Raw genomic sequence first — 21,988 nt, 5'->3', positions numbered from 1 at the left:
AATACTTCGGTGTCAAAGAAAAAAGGCGTGCCTATCTGATGATCTGCACCCAGCCTTTCATTGTAGTTGGTGTACTTTCTCTTTTGGAAGATTCGAATAAGATGGTCACTTCGTAATAATATTGACCGGCAGCCAGGTCTTTTCCGCCATTGGTTTTACCATTCCAGTTAATGTTAACGTCATTGGTTTTAAACACCTGCGCGCCCCATCTGTTGAAAGCCTTGAATTCGAGCGACTGCACAAAAGCAGGGCATTCGTAAGGCCGGAATTCGTCGTTTTTACCATCCGCGTTGGGTGTAAATACATTGGGTAAAACATACATCGGGCAGTTGTCCTTGCATACAATGTTGCTGGGCGCACTTTCGGCCCCGAACCTGTTTACTGCCGTCACATAATAGCAGCCTGCAAAAGAGGTAAGCCCTTCGTGGTTGAATGTGGTTGCCAAAGGCGATGGCGGCGTGGTAACGGTTGCAATCAATGTCGGCGTATCACCTTCGTAACGGGCATAGTAAATGCGGTAAGCGGACACATTCGGGTCACAATCTTTGCCATCCAGGGATTGCGGGTAAGTCCATGAAAGATGGTTGGTCAAACCTGTGGGGCTGCAAAATGCTTCGGGATGTGCGCGCAAGGAATCGCAATTCAGCTGGTCAATGGCCAGCACCGGTGGGCAGGGCTTGGTTGTATCCGAAGATGAAACACACAGGATCTGCGAGAAATTGTAAAGGACCGAGGGTTTGATCTGACTGTTATTATAGGAACCAACCGTTTCTACTTTATAACAATAAGTGGAATCGCTGACAATGGTTGTGTTCACTGTGCCGTCGGCAGCATATTTATCAGACCCATCATCCAAATAATTGAATGTCTGCGGACCTTGGACGGTCACCTCTGCAATGCGGTTGAATGTTCCCGGCCTTGCTTTGTCTTCACGGTAAACCCTGTGGGTGCGGTTGCCATTGTCCCATGGCACCAGCGCCGACCAGTTCAGACGGATACGGTTGGGTTCTGCAGCACCTTGTTCTAGTCTTACCGAGCTGGCCGGTTTAATGTCGTCCATTTTAACAAGCTGACCGCCTTGTGTTGCGTAATATTCGAGCTTGTAATTATACGGGTTGGCTAATGTGTTAAGCCCGCGGTCAACGAAAATCGTATCAGCGGCGCCTGGGGTAAGGTTTGTGTTAATGGTGGCGATCTGCGTGAAAACCGATCCATTTTGTCCCACAGCCCTGAACAGTCGATATTGCGCAGGAAGTCCGGATGAAGCAGCGGGTTTTGTCCATTTTATTGTGATAACCCCTCTTGTTTCGCTGGTTGAATCGACCGTGACATTGGTAATAACCGGTGCCAGCATGGGCAAATTCAGGCAGAACTCATCGGAGGCGACACTTTCGCCACCGCCGATCAAACTTCCAGGTTCGTTAATGTTTGTTCCCGGACGCGGAAATTCAACAACGAGCCTGTAACTGTAAGAAATGCCGGCGCGGAGTCCGTCCCCATTGTTATTATCTAAATACGTGGTCTGATCCACGGCAACACTTCCAATTTCCTCGTAGCCTGAGCCAGCCGGAATGCCTGTCAAGCAAGGTTCAACAGGGATATCAGAACAGCCTTCACGTCTGTAAATAACTACTCTTGCGCCTGGAACAGGACATTTGTAGGAAGTCCAGTTGAGGCGGTAAGCCGTTCCTGCCGGATCTGTGGTTGCGACAGCTCTTAATCCAAGCGGTTTTGGTCCATAAACTTTAATGCTGAGCGTGGTCATATCCACGAGTTTGCGGAACAGATTCGGATTCGCGTTCGTGCCGGGAGCGTCTTCTACTTTAAATAGCACATCATAAGGCTCCAACCGAATGTGGTTACACGAAGTTTGCCATGTAAACTGTCCCGTAATCGTACCAATTGCGGATTGCTGCGGAACAGTAAACCGGGCCAACTCAGGACTGATCAATGTTCTTTCGTACACGCCACCTGTTGATGTAAGGTTAAGCCTGTCGCCATTTTTATCCGTTGCCTTAATTTGCTGGTTAATGAGCGTTCCTGCTTCCACGCAAATGTCCGGGATCGGCTGTGCCAGCGGCCGGTCGTTCCTGGCATCTTCTACGATAATCTGCATGTCGCGCACAATTTCGCCGATGAGCACGCCATCACGCCATTCTTCCACGATGAAGGCGACATTGTAATATCCTTTGGTAACAGGCGCGTCCCAGGTCAGATCACCTGTGAGGCGGTTCATGCCAAAAGTGGCAGGCGATGCACCGGTTTCAGTCTTTCCCGGAGCATTGATTTGATTGGGGTTTACCATATTGTAAATTAACACCTGCGCCGTTAGAAGTTCCTCTTTGCGGCGTATACAAGCGGTATGCAAGACTGTCACCATCTGCATCGAATGCATTCGGGTTGTGAATGTAGCGCTGTCCCACGGCAGCAAGGTCGATAGGAGCGTTCAGAAGTACGGGGGTCTGGTTCAAGCCGAAATTTGCATTAATTTCCAGGATAGTGCTCACATAAAAGTTAAGGTTTTGTGTAGGAGGCGGACCAATGTTTAAGATTCCATTGTTCCGGTTATCTTCCTCAAATGATATCCTGAATTTACCCGCAGAAGGGAATGTATATCTGACAATGTAAATGTTCTGGGTGGTGTTGTTCCCAATGTTGATAATGGGCAAAATCCTGGGGGCTTCGATAGGGCCGTTGCTTCCTACATAAAACTGAACAAAGTTCTGGGCATTCGCAGCGCCTTCGCCATTTTGCATATCAAAATAGGCCGTTAGCCTGATTTCATAAGTCAATGCCGTTGCAGACACCCGTTTCGCAGTAATCTCACCCGCGCGGATGTGCGTAGCATTCGCCTCATAGCCAATGCCAAGCAATGTCAGAAGAAAAGAGACTAATAATAATCGTAAAGCAGATCGCATAAATATATCAGGGTCGAGCTTTTTTAGATAGAGGTCAGGGCAGAAAATGCATCCGCCAAACTATTAATTCAACGAAAATTTGAATAAAAATGTGTGCTGGTGAAGGTAATATAATAGGTGCTATCGTAAACTTACAAAACAAGTTTATAAAACATATAGCGTATTGCCATAAACTGGTGTTATGGCAATACGCTATAAAGTTACATGGGTTTGAACTATCTGATGATCTGCACCCAGCCTTTCATTGTAGTTGGTGTACTTTCTCTTTTGGAAGATTCGAATAAGATGGTCACTTCATAATAATATTGACCGGCAGCCAGGTCTTTTCCGCCATTGGTTTTACCATTCCAGTTAATGTTGACATCATTGGTTTTAAACACCTGAGCGCCCCATCTGTTGAAAGCTTTGAATTCGAGCGACTGCACAAAAGCAGGGCATTCGTAAGGCTGGAATTCGTCGTTTTTACCATCCGCGTTGGGTGTAAATACATTGGGCAAAACATACATCGGGCAGTTGTCCTTGCATACAATGTTGCTGGGCGCACTTTCGGCCCCGAACCTGTTTACTGCCGTCACATAATAGCAACCTGCAAAAGAGGTAAGCCCTTCGTGGTTGAATGTGGTAGCCAAAGGCGATGGCGGCGTGGTAACGGTTGCAATCAATGTTGGCGTATCGCCTTCGTAACGGGCATAGTAAATGCGGTAAGCGGACACATTCGGGTCACAATCTTTGCCATCGACGGATTGCGGGTAAGTCCATGAAAGATGGTTGGTCAAACCAGTGGGGCTGCAAAATGCTTCGGGATGTGCGCGCAAGGAATCGCAATTCAGCTGGTCAATGGCCAGCACCGGCGGGCAAGGCTTGGTTGTATCCGAAGATGAAACACACAGGATCTGCGAGAAATTGTAAAGGACCGAGGGTTTTATCTGACTGTTATTATAGGAACCAACCGTTTCTACTTTATAACAATAAGTGGAATCGCTGACAATGGTTGTGTTCACTGTGCCGTCGGCAGCATATTTATCAGACCCATCGTCCAGATAATTGAATGTCTGCGGACCTTGGACGGCCACCTCTGCAATGCGGTTGAATGTTCCCGGCCTTGCTTTGTCTTCACGGTAAACCCTGTGGGTGCGGTTGCCATTGTCCCAGGGCACCAGCGCCGACCAGTTCAGACGGATACGGTTAGGTTCGGCGGCACCCTGTTCCAGTCTTACAGAGCTGGCTGTTTTAATGTCGTCCATTTTAACAAGCTGACCGCCTTGTGTTGCGTAATATTCGAGCTTGTAATTATACGGGTTGGCTAATGTGTTAAGCCCGCGGTCAACGAAAATCGTGTCAGCGGCGCCTGGGGTAAGGTTTGTGTTAATGGTGGCGATCTGCGTGAAAACCGATCCATTTTGTCCCACAGCCCTGAACAGTCGATATTGCGCAGGAAGTCCGGATGAAGCAGCGGGTTTTGTCCATTTCACGGTGATAACCCCTCTTGTTTCGCTGGTTGAATCGACCGTGACATTGGTAATAACCGGTGCCAGCATGGGCAAATTCAGACAGAACTCATCAGAAGCAACACTTTCGCCACCGCCGATCAAACTTCCAGGTTCGTTAATGTTTGTTCCCGGACGTGGAAATTCGACAACGAGCCTGTAACTGTAAGAAATGCCTGCGCGGAGTCCGTCCCCATTGTTATTATCTAAATACGTGGTCTGATCCACGGCAACACTTCCAATTTCCTCATAGCCTGAGCCAGCCGGAATGCCTGTCAAGCAAGGTTCAACAGGGATATCAGAACAGCCTTCACGTCTGTAAATAACCACCCTTGCGCCTGGAACCGGACATTTGTAGGAAGTCCAGTTGAGGCGGTAAGCTGTTCCTGCCGGATCTGTGGTTGCCACTGCTCTTAATCCAAGCGGTTTTGGTCCATAAACTTTAATGCTGAGCGTGGTCATGTCCGTCAGCTTTCGGAAAAGGTTTGGATTTGTGCCGGGCGATGGCGCGTCTTCTACTTTGAAAAGCACGTCGTAAGGCTCCAGCCTGATATGGTCGCAACCGGTTTGCCATACAAACTGTCCCGTAACTTGTCCAGTCGCTTGTGCAGGAACGGTGAAAGTTGCCAACGCCGGTTTAATGAGCGAGCCTTGGTAAACGCCACCGGTGCTAGTCATGGTTAGCGGGTTTCCATCTTTGTCAACCGCCTTAATCTGCTGATTAACACGCGTTCCCGCCTCGACGCAAAGGACCGGAAGCGGATCAATGGTAGGTCTGGCATTGCGGGCATCTTCCACGAGGATCTGCATATCGCGCACGATCTGGCCAATGCGCACGCCATCGCGCCATTCTTCCACCACGAATGCCACATTATATTGTCCTTTAACCGTCGGCGCGTCCCATATCAGGTCGCCCGTAATTGGGTTCATCCGGAATGTTGCCGGAATGGCGCCCGCTTCTGTTCTGCCGGGTCCCTCGACCAGGTTAGGGTCTTCGTAAGGGATATTGATGCCATTTCCTCTGCCATCACCACTCTGAGGCGTAAATAATTTGAACGACAAGCTGTCGCCGTCCGCATCAAAAGCATTGGGATTGTGAATGTAACGCTGGCCAACCGCCGCCAGGTCGATAGGTGCATTCAGAAGCACCGGCGTCTGATTTGTGCCTATTAAGGGATTGATTTCCAAGGTTGTATGCACAAAGAAATTGATCCGGTCGGTTTGCTGACCTTTGTTGAGGTTCAATGTGTTGGCATTCCGGTTATCCATTTCCACCGAGATCTCGTAAGACCCCGCAGCTGGGAAAGTGAACGTGGTAACGTACTCATTGAACGTCGTATTATTGCCTATATTACGGATCGTAGACTCTACGCGCGGCACGGATCTGGGGCCTTCGCTTCCAAAATAAAAGTTAATGGTACGGGCATTATCCGCAGCGTCCTTACCAGGAGGCGACACATCAAAATAGGCGGATAAACGAATCTCGTAGGTAAGCGAAGAAATCCGTCTGGCTGTGATTTCTCCCGCCCGAAAGTGCGTTGCGTGAGCACTAAAAGTAGAAAATAGCAAAAACAGAAGCGCAATGATCGGGAGGAGTCGTAAAGAAGGACGCATACGAGTTGTTTAATGGATCGCCGTTATAGAAATGTGAACGAAAAATTCTATCAAAAATGTGTATGTTTTTGAAGGATGGCGGTCAGTTTGGGATAAAATTTTATAATGTAACCAGGGCTTGCAGTATCTGAGATTCTTGTGACTAACTAATTCTTCATAATGATTATAAATAATAACCCGCTTTACAAAAATGAACATGATTCTTTGCCTTGCATGGGTTTGTGATATACCTTTGAAAGGTTCTAAATATACCTAATTTTTTTGCACTAAAACGATTCGTTTTTGATATGTCGTGGTTTTCACAAACGTTAACGAGCTCCATTGGTAAGAAACTTCTGATGGCTCTTACCGGATTATTTTTGATAAGCTTTCTGGTGATTCATGCCACAATAAATGCCATGATTTTTTACAATGACGGAGGGGAAACCTTTACGCATTGGGGGCATTTTATGGGAACAAATCCCATTATTCGCACGCTTGAAATTGGTTTGGTTGCCGGGTTCCTGATTCACATTGCGGATGGATTTATTCTTTGGAAAAACAATTCAGATGCCCGCCCGGTTAAATACGCGGTTAACAATCCTTCGGCAAACAGCACCTGGTATTCGAGAAGCATGGGGCTGCTTGGCACATTATTGTTGATTTTCCTGGTAATTCACACAGCACATTTCTGGATACCGAACCGTTCCAACCAATTTGCCACGGGAGAGGAACTGAACCTTTATCAAATGATGCTGGACATATTCCAAAATCCTATTGTGGTCATCATTTATGTACTGGGGTGTATCTCACTGTTCTGGCATTTACTGCATGGTTTCAAAAGTGCTTTTCAGACATTGGGCTTGAACCATATCAAGTATAATGGTGCTATCAACTTTCTGGGAACGGCTTTTTCTGTCGTCGTCCCGACCATTTTCGCATTGATGCCGATCTCCATTTATCTGGGTTGGGTCTACTAAACCGCTGCGGTTAATGCAGCAATTTTCAATTAACTTTTTTGATTAAATAACATTCAATATATGGCAACTTCATCTAGTCTGGATGCCAAAATACCACAGGGGCCGATTGAAACGAAATGGAGTAAATACAAATCTTCGGTTCCGCTCGTAAACCCTGCGAATAAACGTAATCTTGAAATCATTGTAGTGGGAACAGGTCTTGCAGGTGCTTCGGCTGCTGCAACGCTTGCTGAAATGGGCTATAAGGTAAAAGCATTTTGTTTTCAGGATTCCCCACGTCGTGCGCACTCCATTGCAGCGCAAGGAGGAATTAATGCAGCGAAAAATTACCAGAACGATGGTGACTCTGTTTACCGGCTTTTTTACGATACAATTAAAGGAGGGGATTACCGTGCAAGAGAGGGGAATGTCCATCGTTTGGCAGAAGTTTCCGGAAGTATCATAGATCAATGCGTTGCAGCAGGAGTTCCTTTTGCACGTGAATATGGTGGTTTGCTTTCCAACCGTTCGTTCGGGGGAACACAGGTGCAGCGTACGTTTTATGCTGCCGGGCAAACAGGTCAGCAGTTGCTCCTGGGTGCATACTCAGGCTTGCAGCGTCAGGTAGGAATGGGAACGGTGAAAATGTATAACCGCCACGAAATGCTTGATGTAGTAAATATTGATGGCAAATGCCGCGGTATTATTGCAAGAAACTTAGTTACAGGTGAAATAGAGCGTCACGGGGGTCATGCTGTGTTGCTTTGTACAGGAGGTTACGGAAACGTATTTTATCTGTCGACCAACGCAATGGGCAGCAATGTTACCGCTGCGTGGAAAGCGCACAAACGCGGGGCCTACTTCGGTAACCCTTGTTTTACACAAATTCACCCTACTTGTATCCCGGTTTCAGGAGAGCACCAGTCGAAATTGACTTTGATGTCTGAATCCCTTCGAAATGATGGTCGGATTTGGGTGCCGAAAGCAAAAAATGATACACGTCCGGGAAATGAAATTCCTGAAGAAGAAAGAGATTATTACCTGGAACGCCGCTACCCTGCATTTGGTAACCTGGTTCCGCGTGATATCGCATCCCGTGCTGCGAAAGAAAGATGTGATGCCGGATATGGCGTCGGCAACTCAAAATTGGCTGTTTTCCTTGATTTTGCCGCTGCTGTGGAACGCTATGGAAGAGGAGAAGCAAACAAGAACAACATTGCTAATGCATCAAAAGAAGACATTACAACTTGGGGTAAAGCAGTTGTAAAGGAAAAATATGGTAACCTTTTTGATATGTATAAGCAAATCACGGGTGAAGATCCATATGAGGTGCCTATGCGTATCTATCCTGCAGTGCATTACACAATGGGCGGGCTTTGGGTTGACTACAACCTGATGACCACTGTGCCGGGTCTTTATGCATTGGGAGAGGCCAACTTCTCTGATCACGGAGCTAACCGCCTCGGAGCATCTGCTCTGATGCAGGGACTTGCCGATGGATATTTTGTGATTCCGTATACGATCGGTGCTTACCTGGCCAAAGAAATCGGAACAGGTAAAATCCCAACAGATCACCCGGAATTTGTTAAAGTCGAGAAAGAAGTGAATGACCGTATCGACATATTAATGTCGATCCAGGGAAAAACGTCTCCTGAATTATTCCATCGCCGCCTGGGTAAGATCATGTGGGATAAATGCGGAATGGCGCGCAATGAGCAAGGTTTGAAAGAGGCGATCATCGAGATCCGTGAACTCCGCAAGGAATTCTGGAGAGACGTGAAAGTGATGGGTAGCAAGAATGAGTTTAACCCCGAACTGGATAAGGCAGGACGCGTTGCCGATTTTATTGAGCTTGGTGAGCTGATGTGCATTGATGCGCTAACGCGTGAAGAATCTTGCGGCGGACACTTCCGCGAAGAGCATCAGACAGAAGAAGGAGAAGCATTGCGCGATGATGAAAATTTCATGTTTGTGTCTGCGTGGGAGCATAAAGCGCAGGAACAGTGGGAGCTTCATAAGGAAGAGCTGATTTACGAGAATATTAAGATTGCCCAAAGAAGTTATAAATAATGGCTGTCGGCTGTCAGCATTCGGCTATCGGCTGTTTGCAGTGGGCTATCGGCTTGTTCAATATTACTGGTTAATTGCTAACCGTTAACTATTACAACAATGAGTGCAGGTAACATGCATATTAAGCTTAAAGTCTGGAGACAAAGCAATAGCAATACAAAAGGAGATTTTGAAAATTACAGTCTGGACAATGTTTCTCCGGATATGTCCTTTCTGGAAATGTTTGATGTCCTCAACGAGCAATTGATCGAGGAGGGTAAAGAGCCGGTAGCATTTGACCACGATTGCCGCGAAGGTATTTGCGGAATGTGCTCTATGTATATCAACGGCAGGGCCCATGGACCGCTCAAAGGCGTTACAACCTGCCAGCTGCACATGCGCTCTTTCAGTGATGGCGATACGATCGTTGTGGAGCCCTGGAGAGCCGGTGCATTCCCCGTTATCAAGGACCTTGTCGTTGACCGCGACGCTTTTGACAGGGTGATTTCTGCGGGAGGCTTCGTGTCGGTAAATACAGGTAATGCCCAGGATGCAAACAGCCTGCCTATCCCGAAAGTGGCCGCGGATGAGGCATTTGCAGCAGCAGCGTGTATCGCCTGCGGTGCCTGCGTAGCGGCTTGTAAAAATGCATCTGCAATGCTTTTTGTATCTGCAAAAATTTCTCAATTGGCATTGCTTCCGCAAGGACAGGCTGAAAGAAGCATTCGTGCAGAGAAAATGGTTGCGCAAATGGATGCGGAAGGATTTGGGAACTGTACAAACATGGGTGCGTGCTCTGCGGAATGTCCTAAGGAGATCGGGCAAGAGAATATTGCGCGAATGAACCGTGAATATATCGGTGCTAAGCTTTCCTCTTCGGCAGTTTAGCATTAAGGGATGTAAACATCATTGAACCATCGATCAGAAAGCCACGGTGTAACATTCTGAGTGACGACAATGGTGTCTTGAATTGAAATAAAGGAAGTTTGCTCAGGGAGATATACCGAAATGGTGTATCTCCCTTTTGGTATCCAGTCATATGAAATGTTGGCTTCCCGCTCCGTGGCGAAAAAGTGCCCGCCGGAGAGAAGAAAATCGGAAAGCAAATTCCTGTTTTTCCGGACCGGAAATACGCAGCTTCCGCTATCTGATTTGAGCACGAGATACGACTCATTAAATAAACCCGACTCGTCACGCCACTTTACGGCGTATTTGTTACTTCTTTTAAGGATTTTTGGAGACTGAAGACTAATATCATTGGTATACTTGCTTGAAATAAAAGTATTCTGGATCGCAGGGTCGTCCGGTGATTTTATGCCAAGATCTTTCAATGCATTGATTCTTTGGTGAAATGAGGATTCCGCTCTCTGTGGGCTGTTTAAAATAGTCAAATAGTCAGCTTTTCTGACTGATTTGTATTCCAGCATTTCAGGATAATAACGCCAGAAAAAAAGCAGCCAGAGGCCCAGGCAAGCAACATTGATGACATTGAGACTAATGTCCATCCACTTGCGGGGTAATTGCGAGAGCACCATATTATATGTAGCGAGCAGGCATAATGTTGAAATTATCTTGTATCTGTTCTCGACATAAGAGCCGCGGCCAAGGCTAATTGCGATGGCTGACAGCAGCCCAAAAAGAAATGCTCCGATGAGGAACTGGCTTGCCGGATCTTTCTGGATTGCCTTTAATCCGGTTCTGCCAAGACATAAGACAAATATGGAAATAATCAGAAAACCAGCTAACACCGGAATAAACGGTGTGCCCCTTTCGTGAATGTCAAAAGTGCCCCCAATTATTCCCAGACAAATTTCCGGCATGTTCATCAGCTTTGTTGCAATGCTGGTGTCTTCGACAACAGGAAAATGGTAGGAGAGAAGAAAGAGATAAACAGAGCATATTCCCAACGCTAACATTATGGCGCCCTTCACCATATCGCCGCCGACCATTGCAACGACAATGAAGACGATCCATATCATAGGTCCGGTGCCGCTGGAAAATGTGGTGATAAATGCAAAAATGACCCCGATACATGGCGCTGTGGCATCGGACCTTGTTACCAACCATATTGCTGAACATGCAAGCGCTATAACGCCCAGGTTTTGAAGGGCGCTTGTGGCCCAGAGCAAACTGCCCATATGCTGGAATTGGAAGGATAGCAGCACCACCGGAATAATGGACAGGACATTTTTGCTGCTCTTGCAGGCTTCAACACAGAAAATGATTGTGACCAAAAACAGGTTTATACTTCCAAAGAAAATGAGATGGCGAAGATTGGTGCATCCGAATAGATAGTAATCCAGCAAAACGATTATCCGGGCGTAACCGATCCGGTGTTCGTTATGCTGCCGGAAAATGAAATGTATCTTGTCCAGTAGTGAACCGGCTCTCAGATATTGGATTATAAAATCCAGCAACGCATTATAATCGTCAATAAATGGGATGTCAAGGGCGGCATCGGAAATGAAGAATGACAATGTCGCTACGCAACATATAACAATCAAAAACCAGATCAGCCAGGAGTGTTTCGAAATTGCGGACATTAACTTTGATGATTAGCGAAGGGAATAACGCTATTTATCAAAGCTGCACGGTCGCAGCCAAATCCGATGATTAAAGGGTGGATTTGAATTAGTCTAAGGGGCATAAAAAAGCAGGCCGCTAAAAGCTAGCGGCCTGCCCTCATTTTATAAGTCAATGTTGCTTACTTCTTTTTAGTAGAATCCGCTTTTGATGTATTGCTTCCTTTGTATTCCTTGTTCAAGCCGTCGAGGATCTTCTGTGTAACGTCCAATGATGGATTAGCAAACAAAATTCCGCCGCCTAATGAGTAACCCAGAACATATTCAAAACCATTCTCTTTGTTATATTTCTCAATATAAGAACGGATGTTTTTGTAAAGCTCTTCGTTTTTCTTAGCCTCTTCCTGTCCCAACGCTTGTGCAGATTGATCGCGGTAAGCAACCAGGTCCTGCTGCTTTTTCATCAATTGTGCCTCTGTCGAACGTGCCTGCTCCGGCGTCATTGTTTGTGCTCTCTGCTGAAAAAACTGAACTTCATTTTGCAATGAACGGCCTTTTGTATTCAATTCGTTTTCAAGTTGGAAGTTTTTATTTTCCAGTTCTTTTCTTGTATCCTTAAAGAATTCGTAGTTTTTCAACAAAGAATCAACCTGAACATACACGGTTTTACGACCTGCCACTACGCCACCATCTGCTGCTGCACCAGCATCTCCCGAAGGCTTGCCTGAAAAATGTAAAAAGAATAACACCGCCACAGCCAGAGAAAGCACGATGTTCCATATTAATGAAGTATTGTTGTTCACGTTTTTTGAGTTTTGTTTTTTGAACGAGCCGCAAAGATAATAATTTGTGTTTAAGTACAATGAATATGAGGCCCTGTGTAACATTTACACCAAGTTTTACAGCGACACGCTTTTTGGCGGGGCCGAAACAAATGTTCTCCGGACCAACTGCCCCGATAATGCGGCTAAACCGCCCGTTAAACCGCCTACCAGCGCTGAAACGAGTAGCAGGATAATGCCATTTGGTAAAGAGAATATTCCTGCAATCCGGTCGGACATGGCGCCATCGGAAATAAAATGCAAATAAAAGCCATAAGCCATCCATAGCACTGCAATAGCCGCAAATCCAGTCCAGAAAGCGTGGGATGCACGGCCTGGTCTGATCAGAAAAACTATAAAAGGAACAACTGCTACAACCCACCATGGAGCGACAATTTGGAGCAATGCGGTTATCAGTAGTATATGATAATGAAGTTCATAATGGCGAAGATTAAGGTTTTTGAAGCTTCACAACCGACGTCATATGCGGGTGCTTCTGGGATGGTTCGAGCAGGTAAATAAGCTCGTTCAGCTCCCCATTCTCCCATTTCTTTAGCAAATTCAAATAATAAGGGCTCCCTGGATTGCCCGATTGGCCGCCCGGATAAATGCCATAAGCCCTCGGAACTGGTCCCCAGCTCCACCACCATGCGCCAGGAAGGCCCGTTTCGCTTGGTGATAGCATTTACGATGCTCCGGCCACCACCTACTTTCAATGGCGGCGCATTGAATGGTTTCAAGCTTCGGCTTAAATGCCTGATTTCCGTTCCTTTCACTTTTGCCCATTGCCACGATTGGCTCATGGGGCCATGCCGGGTGGTTAATGTGTCAATTGCGGCTTTAAAGCTGGTTGCGGTGAGGTCGGCCAAAGTTTCTTTTTCCGGCGTGGTAATGTTGTCGAACCATTTTTTATCGGGCTCGTTAATAATCATATATAATGTTCGGTCGCGCGTGGGATATTCCAGATTTTCGCCAAATTCATCGTTCCAGATCCGGGCTTGCAACAAGGGCATCCATTCTTCAAAAATAGAGGTGGCAACTGACTCGGCTGTGTTCTGATAATTCCAGTTGGATAGTGTGATCGCAGCGGCTTTTTGAGCAGGGGTCAATGCTGTTGATTTTAATGTTTCCAATAATTTGGGTAAAATGTTTCTTGCCAAAACGCTGAAATTGTCGTTTTGTAACATTCTCAAACTATCGGCATTGGCGCGGGTCATGGACGTCAGGCGTTCATTGATACGCACGCCACGCTCCGTGGGTGCAAAAACCCAGTTGATAAAATAAGGATAGGAGGGATCTGTAGAAGACTGATTTGCACTGCTGACAAAACCTCTTTTTGGGTTCTTAACAAAAGGATTCTGTGCCGCCGGGATCCAGCCTTGCCAGTCATCGGATGCATGGGTGCCATCCAGAATGAATTTCCCCTGTTCCTTATATTTCAAAGGTAATTTTCCGTTGACTGTCAGCGCGATATTCTTACTGTTATCGGCAAAAACGAAATTTTGTGCCGGCCCTACATAATAGGATAGTGCCTTTCGGTAATCATCATAATTTTTGGCCTTATTCAGCTCATAGAACGTCAGAAAGCTGTTTCCAGCCTCATGTCCGATCCATTTTATGGCAAGTTCAGGATATTTTCCGGAGCTGTTGTCCGTTTCTGTAACCGGCCCGTGGTGGGTGTAAATGACTTCTTCTTTTAAAGGTTCTTTTTGGCCCTTTATGATGATGGTTTCAACGCGCTTTCGTGTAGGTTTCCACTGATTATCATGCCAGTATTGTGTCCTGGATTCATCTTTGAATTTAATTTTATATAAGTCAAAAACATCAGCATCCGTATTGGTAACACCCCAGGCCACATGCTGATTAAATCCAATAATCACACTCGGAATGCCCGGAAGCGACACGCCATAGACATTCATGGATGGAGAATGCAGCTGCACCTGATACCAGATGGACGGCAAAGTCAGTTCAAGGTGCGGATCATTGGCAAGGATAGGATAGCCCGTGACCGACTTCTGAGCGCTCACTGCCCAGTTATTGCTGCCGATTCCTTCCGGTTTCGTTTCCCGGTGCATTAATGCAGCGGGAATATTTTTAAATTGGGCTATAGTGTCGCCGTTTGTAGCGGTTTTGGGTTTGTTGGGAATAGGAAGCGGCTCAAAATCCCAGGCAGTTCCGGAAGGAATGACCGGGCTTTCCTGGAACATGGGATAGTCGGGAAACAGATCATTGACCACTTTCTCTCCGTATTTTTTCAGGACATTGCTCATATTGAGCTCATTGGATCTTCCGGCCAATGTTAATGTCATCTGTTCCAGCATATACATGGTGTTGATGGGCTTCCATGCCTCCGGTTTGTAACCCAGCAGTTTGAACTCGATTGGATAATCTTTTGGTGAAAGCTGATCAATGTAAGCATTCACACCAGCTGTGTAACCGAGCAATGCTTCCCGTGAATGCGGGTTCTCCATCGCCACTTTGATATTTGCCTCAGCGCCATAGCCCATTCCAAGCCGACGGCTCTGCTGATCTATTTGCAATGTTGCTTTGCCCAGCACTTCGGAAAGCCGCCCGGAGGCAGCGCGGATCTGCAAGTCCATTTGCCAGAGCCTGTCCTTAGCCGTTACAAATCCCTGTGCGTAAAATAGATCAAAGTTGTTTTTGGCAAAAATGTGGGGAACGCCTGAGTCGTCGTAGCGAATCGTCACTTCTTCTTTCAGTCCGTCCAGTTTGAGAATTGTTTCAGCCTGGTTATCGATGATTTTGTCTCCATTTTGTCCAAATCCTGTGTACGGACTCAAAAAAGGCCCCAATGCGGGGGCCGGACCGAGCGGCTTATTCAGGAAATAAACAAGGCAAATTGTTGCAGCGAGTGAAACAAAAGCTTTCAAATACTTCATAGAGGAAGAATTGGGTGACGCAATTTTAAAAGCCCTGCGTCCTTAGGAAACTACTTGCACAATGGCTTCAACGAGCGCCAGATCAGCATACATTACCGAATGTTCGTCGGGAACGCCCCCTGCCATGGAAATGTCCGAAGGGAAATATTTTTGTCGTCCGGGGCGGAATGCTTTGGCCGTTAAATGCAAAGAATGTACGCCAGCAGCTGCCAACTGCACCGCATTATTATGGTTAACCCCACTGCCAGCCATGATTTCAATCGAATCCCCTGCTTCTTTTGCGAGTTGTTCCAATAAAGAAATGCCCTCAACAGCAGTCGGTTTCTGGCCGGAAGTAAGGATTCGCTCAGCGCCGGTTTCAATGACTGCTTTCAATGCTTTGATCGGATCTGGAGTAAGGTCAAATGCGCGGTGAAAAGTGACTCTCATTGGTTTTGCATAGTCTACGAGTGCCTTCGTACGCGTTACGTCCACCTGGCCGTCATTGGTTAAAATGCCTAATACGACGCCGTTTCCACCCAATTTCCTGGCAAGGTCGATGTCTTTTCTCATAATCTCTTCTTCGAAAACGTCGTAAACGAAATCGCCGCCCCGGGGCCGGATCATGACGAAAACATCAATGTCAATATGTTGCCTTACCAGTTCTATCAAGCCTGCACTCGGCGTGGTGCCGCCTTCCCCCAGTCCGCCGCATAGTTCAATCCTCCCTGCGCCGCCAGCCTGTGCATTGATACAAGATTCCAACGAATAAGCGCAAACTTCAATGGTCATATGATTGCTTTTATAATGATTGGGAAAATTACAAAAAGGTTTTCAGGATTGAAGAAGGCACCAGGGAATTGTGCTTAATTTGGGCTGCTATTCATGAATTAACTTTAATGGCCGATGAAAACGATACAACAAATCAAGTCCGAGCTAAAACCGATTCATTCGGATGCGGATTACAGAGCTTATCTCAAAGTCATAGATTCATTGGTTGACTGCGCTGAGAACAGCCCGGAGGAAGAATTATTGGAATTGATCTCGATAATTGTAGAGGATTATGAAACGGTGCATTTTGCTATTGAGCCACTTGATCCGGTTGAGGCGATCAAACTAAAAATGGAGGAGAATGGATTGAAGAAAAAGGATTTGGTGGACTATTTTGGAAGCGCCAGCCGCGTATCTGAAGTGCTAAACCGAAAAAGGCCGCTGACGCTTGAAATGATTCGCAGGATTCACAAAGGTTTAGGGATATCGGCTGCGACTTTATTGGCTTCCTGAATATTGCAACTGGCTGGTAAATAGTAAGTTGATAATTACGAGAAAATTAAATTTTGAGGGAAGCAATTATTTTTGTTTTTTTTCGCTTTAAGCTTTTAAAAGATGTCAAATTTTTTACTTTTGCAGAAAAGTAAGTAACTATTAATAGGCGAAAATATTATGTACTGGACTCTCGAACTCGCGTCATATCTTGAAGATGCTCCCTGGCCAGCTACCAAAGACGAGCTCATTGACTTTGCAATCAGGACAGGCGCTCCGTTAGAAGTAGTTGAAAACCTACAGGAACTTGAAGATGACGGTCAGCCTTATGAAAGCATTGAAGAGATTTGGCCTGATTATCCCACCAAAGACGATTTCTTTTTCAACGAAGATGAATATTAAATAAAGAAAACGGCACCTTATCAGTGCCGTTTTTTTTATTCTTATAAGTGAAACTTTACGAAATCCGCTAGTCAATATTTTTTTAATCCGGCAAAAGGAATGTAAATTGTTAGCGTTATCAAGTAGAAAGACGAGGAAGTTACCGAAAGTGATTTTGTCATAATTCAGATATCTATCCATTCCAACCGATGGAGCTTCGATTGTTGAGAGAGTTGGTTAAGAAAGGTGAGGGTGAACATGTGGAATTCAAATTGAAGTCCAATCACCCGGAAAAGATTGTCCGTGAAGTTGTCGCGTTTGCCAACTCCGGTGGTGGAAAACTCTTCGTCGGGGTGGGAGACGACAAAACGATCAAAGGCCTTAAAGACGCGGAGGAAGATGAGTACACGCTCACAAAGGCCATCGACAAATACATTTATCCCAAAATCAGCTACAAAAAAAGAAAGGATCCCGGTAAGTCCGGACCGCGATGTGCTGGTGCTAACCATTCACAGGAGCATCGATAAGCCGCATTATGTGGTGGACGACACCGGAAACCGACAGGCATACATCCGCGTTGACGACAAATCGATACAGGCCAGCAGGGAAATGAAGGAAATCATGCGCAGGGGAAGAGGCGAGCGCGATATTCGTTTTCAGTATGGCGATAAGGAGCAGAAACTGATGAAGCTTCTGGATGAAAAGGAATCTGTTACCGTTGATCTTTTTGCAACATTCGCGGGCATTCCCCGGAAAATAGCCTCCAATACGCTGGTAGTCATGGTGTTAGCGCGCATTCTTGAAGTGCATCCGCAGGAAATGATCGACAAGTTTACGATGTCGATGGCTTACCAATCCAATTAGAATCCGAATCAATAAAAATTCCCGGCTTGGCGTGTTTTTTTTGCAAAACAAAATCCGTCAAGCCGGGAATTATAATGTTAATTAAAAAGGAAGATCGTCTGACTCGTCCTCGCTGAATGTTGTAACGGGTGGCAATGGCTGGCCTCCGGAGTTAGAACCTGAATTATTGCCGGCTCCTGCTTTGTCCACTTTCCACGCTTTCACTTCAGTATACCAGCGGGAGTTGTATTCGCGGCTTTCCACGTCGATGGAAGCAGTCACCTGATCATTTATTTGCAAATTTGTCTGATCAATTTTGTCTCCCCAAAGCGCAATACAAACCTTTTTTGGATACTGAGAAGGGATTTCAAGAATGAATTCCTGCTTACGCCAAGCTCCGTTCTTTCCCTGGCCTGTTACTTCGGGAAGCAAAGCGATGACCGTTCCTGTTAATTCCATTACAATTATATTTTAGTGCCTGAAAAAAATGTGATGCCAAAAGTAAGGTTTTTGAACTTTGATTGCAAAGCAAACAGAAACCTATCCAATGGCCTGTTGAAGATCTGCAATAAGGTCTTGCACATCCTCAATTCCTACGCTAAGGCGTATTAATGTGTCTTTCAAGCCCGTTTTGAGCCTTTCTTCTTTTGGAATGCTTGCGTGCGTCATGCTTGCGGGATGTGTGCAAAGCGATTCCACACCGCCTAATGATTCGCCCAGAGAAAAAACTTCCAGATTTTCCATGAGGCGCACGGCTTCTTCATAAACATCACCCTTTAATTCAAATGACAACATGCCGCCGTAACCGCGCATTTGTTTGCCTGCCAGTTCGTAAGAAGGGTGAGAAGGCAGTCCAGGATAATAAACCTTGCCAACTTTTGGGTGAGCTTCGAGCCATTCGGCTACTTCCAAAGCATTCTCACAATGTCGTTGCATGCGGATATGCAATGTTTTGATTCCTCTTAAAACCAAAAAGCAATCCTGAGGACCCGGAACCGCGCCGCTTGCATTTTGAATGAATGCTAATTGTTTTGCCAACTCGTCATCATTTGTAACGAGCGCTCCCATAACTGTGTCCGAATGTCCGCCCAGATATTTCGTCACCGAATGCATCACAACATCTGCATCCATATCCAGCGGATTTTGCAAATAAGGCGACGCAAATGTGTTATCAACAATGCTATGAATGCCCTTTTCCTTGCAAATGCTTGTAATGGCCCTGATATCAACAATTTTCAGCAGCGGATTTGTTGGTGTTTCCATCCAGACCATTTTCGTTTTCTCTGTAATAGCCGCCTCTACATTACCCACATCACTCATATCGACAAACTTGAAAACCATTCCGAATGGCTCGTAAATCCGCTTCATAATGCGATATGTGCCTCCGTAAATGTCGTTGGTCGCAATGATTTCGTCACCTGGCCGGTAAAGTTTCAGAACGGCGTCGGTGGCGGCTAATCCAGATGCGTAGCAAATGCCGTATTTGCCGTTTTCCAGTGCGGCCAGTGCATTTTGCAGGGCGGTTCGCGTGGGATTATGGGTGCGGGAATATTCGTAGCCTTTGTGCTTGCCCGGGCTTTCCTGCACGTAGGTGGACGTCTGGTAAATGGGCGTCATGATGGCGCCGGTGGTCGGGTCCGGCTCCACGCCGGCGTGTATGGCTTTTGTTGCGAATTTCATGTTTGGGATTTTATGTAATGCCACGGATGCACCCATGTTCACTAATAGCAATACTATTCGTGAACATTTACGGTCCGCCGCGCGGTGCATCCGTGGCAAGAAGAACAAGGCATAAAGTCAAGATTAGGAAAAACCTTTTAACCAAACAAGTGGTTATCACCATACGCGGAACGAAGCAAAAATTTAAACAGAAAATCATTGGAGACTTCCTCCCCCAAAAAATTATCATTACCCGTTGTCGTAAGCATTTTACTGACTGTGGTTCCGCTTGTTACAACCTCCATTATCACAGCCTGGGCAGTCGGTCACGAAAGCCAGTTACGGAGCTGGCCTTTTGAATGGTGGGTTGTTGTCACGCTGGTATTGACATTGGCATCCTCAGTGGCACTCACACCGCCCACCTTCCTGGCATTGGTTTACGGGTATTTCTTGGGATGGACCGCACTACCATTGCTTTTTGGGTTGAATCTGGGCGCGATCGCTATCATTTACGGTTTGGCCAATTTCCTGCATGCATCTTCCATCCGTAGCTACTTGATCCAGGTTTATCCGCAGGTGAACGTACTGCTGCGCAGATTTTATCAAAATGAGTTAAGACTGATATTTTTCGCCAAACTTTCGCCCGTCCTGCCCTTTGCCATTACCAACTTATTTTTCGCAATGGCGGGTGCACGATTCAAGCAAGTGCTGGCTGGCGGCACTTTGGGAATGATCCCGCGGACGGTTCTGGCCGTTTGGGCGGGACGGGAAGCACGCGACATTCGTTATCTTTTGGAACATCCTAATGAGGGTTTGGCGACTAAAATCGTCTTGATCCTGCTCATCGTCATCTCCACCATCGGCATCGGCTATTTCTTCAAAGACAAGAAGGTAGTAGAATAATCCCATTATCATTTTGTTATCAGACGTCGTTTGATAATATCGTACAATAAAAGGATATGAAACCATATAAATGCAGGGTTTTGATCCTGTTCCTTTGTGGTAAAGTTATAATTGTCCGAAAAGTCTAATGAAATCCTTACCCTTCATCGATCTGGTTATTGTTATTGCCTATCTGGTTGGGATGGTTGGTGTGGGCATTTATTTTTCGAGAAATAACACCAACGCGGATCAGTTTACAAAAGCTTCGGGCAAAATTCCGGGCTGGGCGATCGGGATCTCCATTTACGCCACCTTTTTGAGCAGTAATACATTTCTGGGCGTTCCCGGAAAGGCTTACGGAAGCAATTGGAATTCGTTTGTTTTTAGTTTATCGATGCCATTTGCGGCCTGGGTCGCAACCAAGTTTTTCATTCCCTTTTATAGAAATACCGGAGCCGTTTCTGCTTATACACATTTGGAAGAGCGATTCGGTCCCTGGGCACGGACATATGCGGTTGTTTGCTTTCTGCTTACACAACTGGCCAGAATGGGTTCTATTTTTTTTGGGATTGCATTGAGTCTGCAGGCGCTTACGGGTTACCCGATGTCCACCATTATGATCGTGGTCGGGATCTGCATTGTGTTGTATACGGTAATGGGCGGCATGGAGGCGGTTATCTGGACGGAGGTTGTGCAGGGTGTGATTAAAACGGTGGGCGCATTTGTGATTCTTTACCTTGTGATTTCGGGCATGGAAGGTGGTTTTCCAAAGATCCTGGAAATTGGTAAGGCGAATGACAAATTCAGCTTGGGTAGTTTCGCTCCTGATTTTACGCAAGCGTCGTTTTGGGTGGTGCTTTTATACGGATTTTTTATGAACCTGAACAATTTTGGTATGGACCAGAATTATGTTCAGCGTTATCATACGACCTCTTCGATTAAGGAAGCCGCCAGCTCAGTTTGGCTCTGTGTTTATCTCTATTTGCCAGTTTCGCTGATATTCTTTCTACTAGGATCTTGTCTTTACGCCTATTATCAAAGCAATCCCGAGCTGCTCAACATTGTAAGAATGCAAGTGGCAACAGAAAGATTGCCGAACGGGTCGTCCCAGGCGATTTCGCAATTAGCTTCAACATTAACACCGGCTGATTACGGGGATAAAGTGATGCCGCATTTTATGGTTACCAAAGTTCCTGTGGGCTTGCTAGGGCTTATTATCGCAGCAATTATGTCTGCCGCAATGAGCACGATCAGTTCGGGGATGAATGCGTCGGCGACGGTTTTCTCGGTAGATATTTATCAAAAGTATATCAAATCAAACTTGTCCCAAAAGGAGTCGATGAGGTTGTTGTACATCGCTACGACGGTTTTCGGACTGTTTGGAATGATCACCGGCATTGCAATGATCGGGGTGAAAAGTGTGCTGGATGTGTGGTGGATGCTTTCAGGTATTTTTGCGGGGGGAATGCTTGGCTTGTTCTTACTAGGCATTGTTTCCAGATCAACCAAAAACACGGAAGCGCTAATTGCGACATTGATAGGAATCGTGGTTATTATCTGGATGACGTTTTCTTCGCAACTTCCTGACCAATACGAATATCTGCGCAATCCTCTGCACCAGAATATGATCATGGTCGTAGGCACGCTCACTATATTTTTAACCGGCATGTTATTGACGAGGCTGAAAGGCAAAACGCAGCCGGAAGAAGAAGTTTTAGCAGACAAACACTAA

General features: G+C 46.1%; 19 protein-coding genes. 9 read left to right on the top strand and 10 right to left on the bottom strand.

Annotation, left to right across the window (positions count from 1 at the left end; all coding sequences use genetic code 11):
- Positions 1-31: 31 nt before the first annotated feature.
- From MUK70_RS22720 to MUK70_RS22710, 3 genes are all read right to left on the bottom strand, one after another.
- Positions 32-2,305, bottom strand: coding sequence for a T9SS type B sorting domain-containing protein (locus MUK70_RS22720; RefSeq protein ID WP_244784505.1), 2,274 nt, complete (start codon positions 2,303-2,305; stop codon positions 32-34).
- On the bottom strand, positions 2,265-2,918 hold the full coding sequence (locus MUK70_RS22715; protein ID WP_244784503.1) for a hypothetical protein: 654 nt from the start codon (positions 2,916-2,918) through the stop codon (positions 2,265-2,267). The genes MUK70_RS22720 and MUK70_RS22715 overlap by 41 nt, the downstream gene beginning before the upstream one ends.
- A 215-nt stretch (positions 2,919-3,133) precedes the next feature.
- Entirely contained in the window at positions 3,134-6,019 is a 2,886-nt protein-coding gene (locus MUK70_RS22710) for a T9SS type B sorting domain-containing protein (protein ID WP_234655261.1), read from the bottom strand.
- 287 nt (positions 6,020-6,306) lie between these two features.
- Between MUK70_RS22710 and MUK70_RS22705 the strand changes: the two genes are divergently transcribed.
- The 3 genes from MUK70_RS22705 (at position 6,307) to MUK70_RS22695 (ending at position 9,894) form a co-directional block, all read left to right on the top strand.
- Positions 6,307-6,978 (top strand): succinate dehydrogenase cytochrome b subunit, encoded by a 672-nt coding sequence (locus MUK70_RS22705; RefSeq protein WP_234655260.1) that lies wholly within the window; start codon positions 6,307-6,309, stop codon positions 6,976-6,978.
- 60 nt (positions 6,979-7,038) lie between these two features.
- On the top strand, positions 7,039-9,027 hold the full coding sequence (locus MUK70_RS22700) for a fumarate reductase/succinate dehydrogenase flavoprotein subunit (RefSeq protein ID WP_234603331.1): 1,989 nt from the start codon (positions 7,039-7,041) through the stop codon (positions 9,025-9,027).
- 114 nt (positions 9,028-9,141) lie between these two features.
- Entirely contained in the window at positions 9,142-9,894 is a 753-nt protein-coding gene (locus tag MUK70_RS22695) for a succinate dehydrogenase/fumarate reductase iron-sulfur subunit (RefSeq protein ID WP_234603606.1), read from the top strand.
- 2 nt (positions 9,895-9,896) lie between these two features.
- Here MUK70_RS22695 and MUK70_RS22690 read toward each other — a convergent pair whose 3' ends face one another.
- From MUK70_RS22690 to MUK70_RS22670, 5 genes are all read right to left on the bottom strand, one after another.
- Positions 9,897-11,549, bottom strand: coding sequence for a hypothetical protein (locus MUK70_RS22690; RefSeq protein ID WP_234655259.1), 1,653 nt, complete (start codon positions 11,547-11,549; stop codon positions 9,897-9,899).
- A 161-nt stretch (positions 11,550-11,710) separates the two neighbouring features.
- A complete protein-coding gene (locus MUK70_RS22685) occupies positions 11,711-12,331 on the bottom strand; it encodes an OmpH/Skp family outer membrane protein (RefSeq protein WP_234603329.1) in 621 nt (206 codons plus the stop codon).
- 96 nt (positions 12,332-12,427) lie between these two features.
- A complete protein-coding gene (locus MUK70_RS22680; RefSeq protein WP_244784501.1) occupies positions 12,428-12,754 on the bottom strand; it encodes a hypothetical protein in 327 nt (108 codons plus the stop codon).
- A gap of 8 nt (positions 12,755-12,762) precedes the next feature.
- A complete protein-coding gene (locus MUK70_RS22675) occupies positions 12,763-15,249 on the bottom strand; it encodes a penicillin acylase family protein (RefSeq protein ID WP_445438795.1) in 2,487 nt (828 codons plus the stop codon).
- 42 nt (positions 15,250-15,291) lie between these two features.
- The gene (locus MUK70_RS22670; RefSeq protein ID WP_234655256.1) at positions 15,292-16,020 is read right to left on the bottom strand and encodes a copper homeostasis protein CutC; all 729 of its coding nucleotides are present in this window, start codon (positions 16,018-16,020) and stop codon (positions 15,292-15,294) included.
- Positions 16,021-16,134: 114 nt separating this feature from the next.
- On the opposite strand from MUK70_RS22670, the gene MUK70_RS22665 reads away from it, so the two are divergent.
- The 4 genes from MUK70_RS22665 to MUK70_RS31005 all read left to right on the top strand — a co-directional run bounded on the left by MUK70_RS22665 (position 16,135) and on the right by MUK70_RS31005 (position 17,736).
- Complete coding sequence (locus MUK70_RS22665) at positions 16,135-16,512, top strand: helix-turn-helix domain-containing protein (protein ID WP_234655255.1); 378 nt, start codon at positions 16,135-16,137, stop codon at positions 16,510-16,512.
- Positions 16,513-16,671: 159 nt separating this feature from the next.
- The gene (locus MUK70_RS22660) at positions 16,672-16,893 is read left to right on the top strand and encodes a DUF2795 domain-containing protein (RefSeq protein WP_013927448.1); all 222 of its coding nucleotides are present in this window, start codon (positions 16,672-16,674) and stop codon (positions 16,891-16,893) included.
- Positions 16,894-17,081: 188 nt separating this feature from the next.
- Positions 17,082-17,399, top strand: coding sequence for an AlbA family DNA-binding domain-containing protein (locus MUK70_RS31010; protein ID WP_310590016.1), 318 nt, complete (start codon positions 17,082-17,084; stop codon positions 17,397-17,399).
- Positions 17,365-17,736: a hypothetical protein gene (locus tag MUK70_RS31005; RefSeq protein WP_310590015.1), complete on the top strand. Its 372-nt coding sequence runs from the start codon at positions 17,365-17,367 to the stop codon at positions 17,734-17,736. The genes MUK70_RS31010 and MUK70_RS31005 overlap by 35 nt, the downstream gene beginning before the upstream one ends.
- A gap of 81 nt (positions 17,737-17,817) precedes the next feature.
- On the opposite strand, the gene MUK70_RS22650 is transcribed toward MUK70_RS31005, so the two are convergent.
- Both MUK70_RS22650 and MUK70_RS22645 read right to left on the bottom strand, forming a co-directional pair.
- The gene (locus MUK70_RS22650) at positions 17,818-18,174 is read right to left on the bottom strand and encodes a DUF3127 domain-containing protein (protein WP_234655254.1); all 357 of its coding nucleotides are present in this window, start codon (positions 18,172-18,174) and stop codon (positions 17,818-17,820) included.
- Between the two features lie 81 nt (positions 18,175-18,255).
- Positions 18,256-19,395, bottom strand: a complete 1,140-nt coding sequence (locus MUK70_RS22645; RefSeq protein WP_234655253.1) for a cystathionine gamma-synthase — start codon at positions 19,393-19,395, stop codon at positions 18,256-18,258.
- Between the two features lie 198 nt (positions 19,396-19,593).
- On the opposite strand from MUK70_RS22645, the gene MUK70_RS22640 reads away from it, so the two are divergent.
- On the top strand, positions 19,594-20,277 hold the full coding sequence (locus tag MUK70_RS22640; protein WP_234655252.1) for a TVP38/TMEM64 family protein: 684 nt from the start codon (positions 19,594-19,596) through the stop codon (positions 20,275-20,277).
- Positions 20,278-20,404: 127 nt separating this feature from the next.
- Complete coding sequence (locus MUK70_RS22635; protein ID WP_234655251.1) at positions 20,405-21,988, top strand: sodium:solute symporter family protein; 1,584 nt, start codon at positions 20,405-20,407, stop codon at positions 21,986-21,988.

This window comes from Dyadobacter chenwenxiniae (assembly GCF_022869785.1).
GTDB lineage: Bacteria > Bacteroidota > Bacteroidia > Cytophagales > Spirosomataceae > Dyadobacter > Dyadobacter chenwenxiniae.
The sequence above is the reverse complement of the archived record's forward strand: the minus strand, read 5'-3'. Positions and strand labels throughout refer to the sequence as shown.

Bases quoted from the DNA above. Each gene is read 5' to 3' on its own strand.
- MUK70_RS22720 (WP_244784505.1), bottom strand. From the start codon at position 2,305: ATGGTAAACCCCAATCAAATCAATGCTCCGGGAAAGACTGAAACCGGT.
- MUK70_RS22715 (WP_244784503.1), bottom strand. From the start codon at position 2,918: ATGCGATCTGCTTTACGATTATTATTAGTCTCTTTTCTTCTGACATTG.
- MUK70_RS22710 (WP_234655261.1), bottom strand. From the start codon at position 6,019: ATGCGTCCTTCTTTACGACTCCTCCCGATCATTGCGCTTCTGTTTTTG.
- MUK70_RS22705 (WP_234655260.1), top strand. From the start codon at position 6,307: ATGTCGTGGTTTTCACAAACGTTAACGAGCTCCATTGGTAAGAAACTT.
- MUK70_RS22700 (WP_234603331.1), top strand. From the start codon at position 7,039: ATGGCAACTTCATCTAGTCTGGATGCCAAAATACCACAGGGGCCGATT.
- MUK70_RS22695 (WP_234603606.1), top strand. From the start codon at position 9,142: ATGCATATTAAGCTTAAAGTCTGGAGACAAAGCAATAGCAATACAAAA.
- MUK70_RS22690 (WP_234655259.1), bottom strand. From the start codon at position 11,549: ATGTCCGCAATTTCGAAACACTCCTGGCTGATCTGGTTTTTGATTGTT.
- MUK70_RS22675 (WP_445438795.1), bottom strand. From the start codon at position 15,249: ATGAAGTATTTGAAAGCTTTTGTTTCACTCGCTGCAACAATTTGCCTT.
- MUK70_RS22670 (WP_234655256.1), bottom strand. From the start codon at position 16,020: ATGACCATTGAAGTTTGCGCTTATTCGTTGGAATCTTGTATCAATGCA.
- MUK70_RS22665 (WP_234655255.1), top strand. From the start codon at position 16,135: ATGAAAACGATACAACAAATCAAGTCCGAGCTAAAACCGATTCATTCG.
- MUK70_RS22660 (WP_013927448.1), top strand. From the start codon at position 16,672: ATGTACTGGACTCTCGAACTCGCGTCATATCTTGAAGATGCTCCCTGG.
- MUK70_RS31010 (WP_310590016.1), top strand. From the start codon at position 17,082: ATGGAGCTTCGATTGTTGAGAGAGTTGGTTAAGAAAGGTGAGGGTGAA.
- MUK70_RS22650 (WP_234655254.1), bottom strand. From the start codon at position 18,174: ATGGAATTAACAGGAACGGTCATCGCTTTGCTTCCCGAAGTAACAGGC.
- MUK70_RS22645 (WP_234655253.1), bottom strand. From the start codon at position 19,395: ATGAAATTCGCAACAAAAGCCATACACGCCGGCGTGGAGCCGGACCCG.
- MUK70_RS22635 (WP_234655251.1), top strand. From the start codon at position 20,405: ATGAAATCCTTACCCTTCATCGATCTGGTTATTGTTATTGCCTATCTG.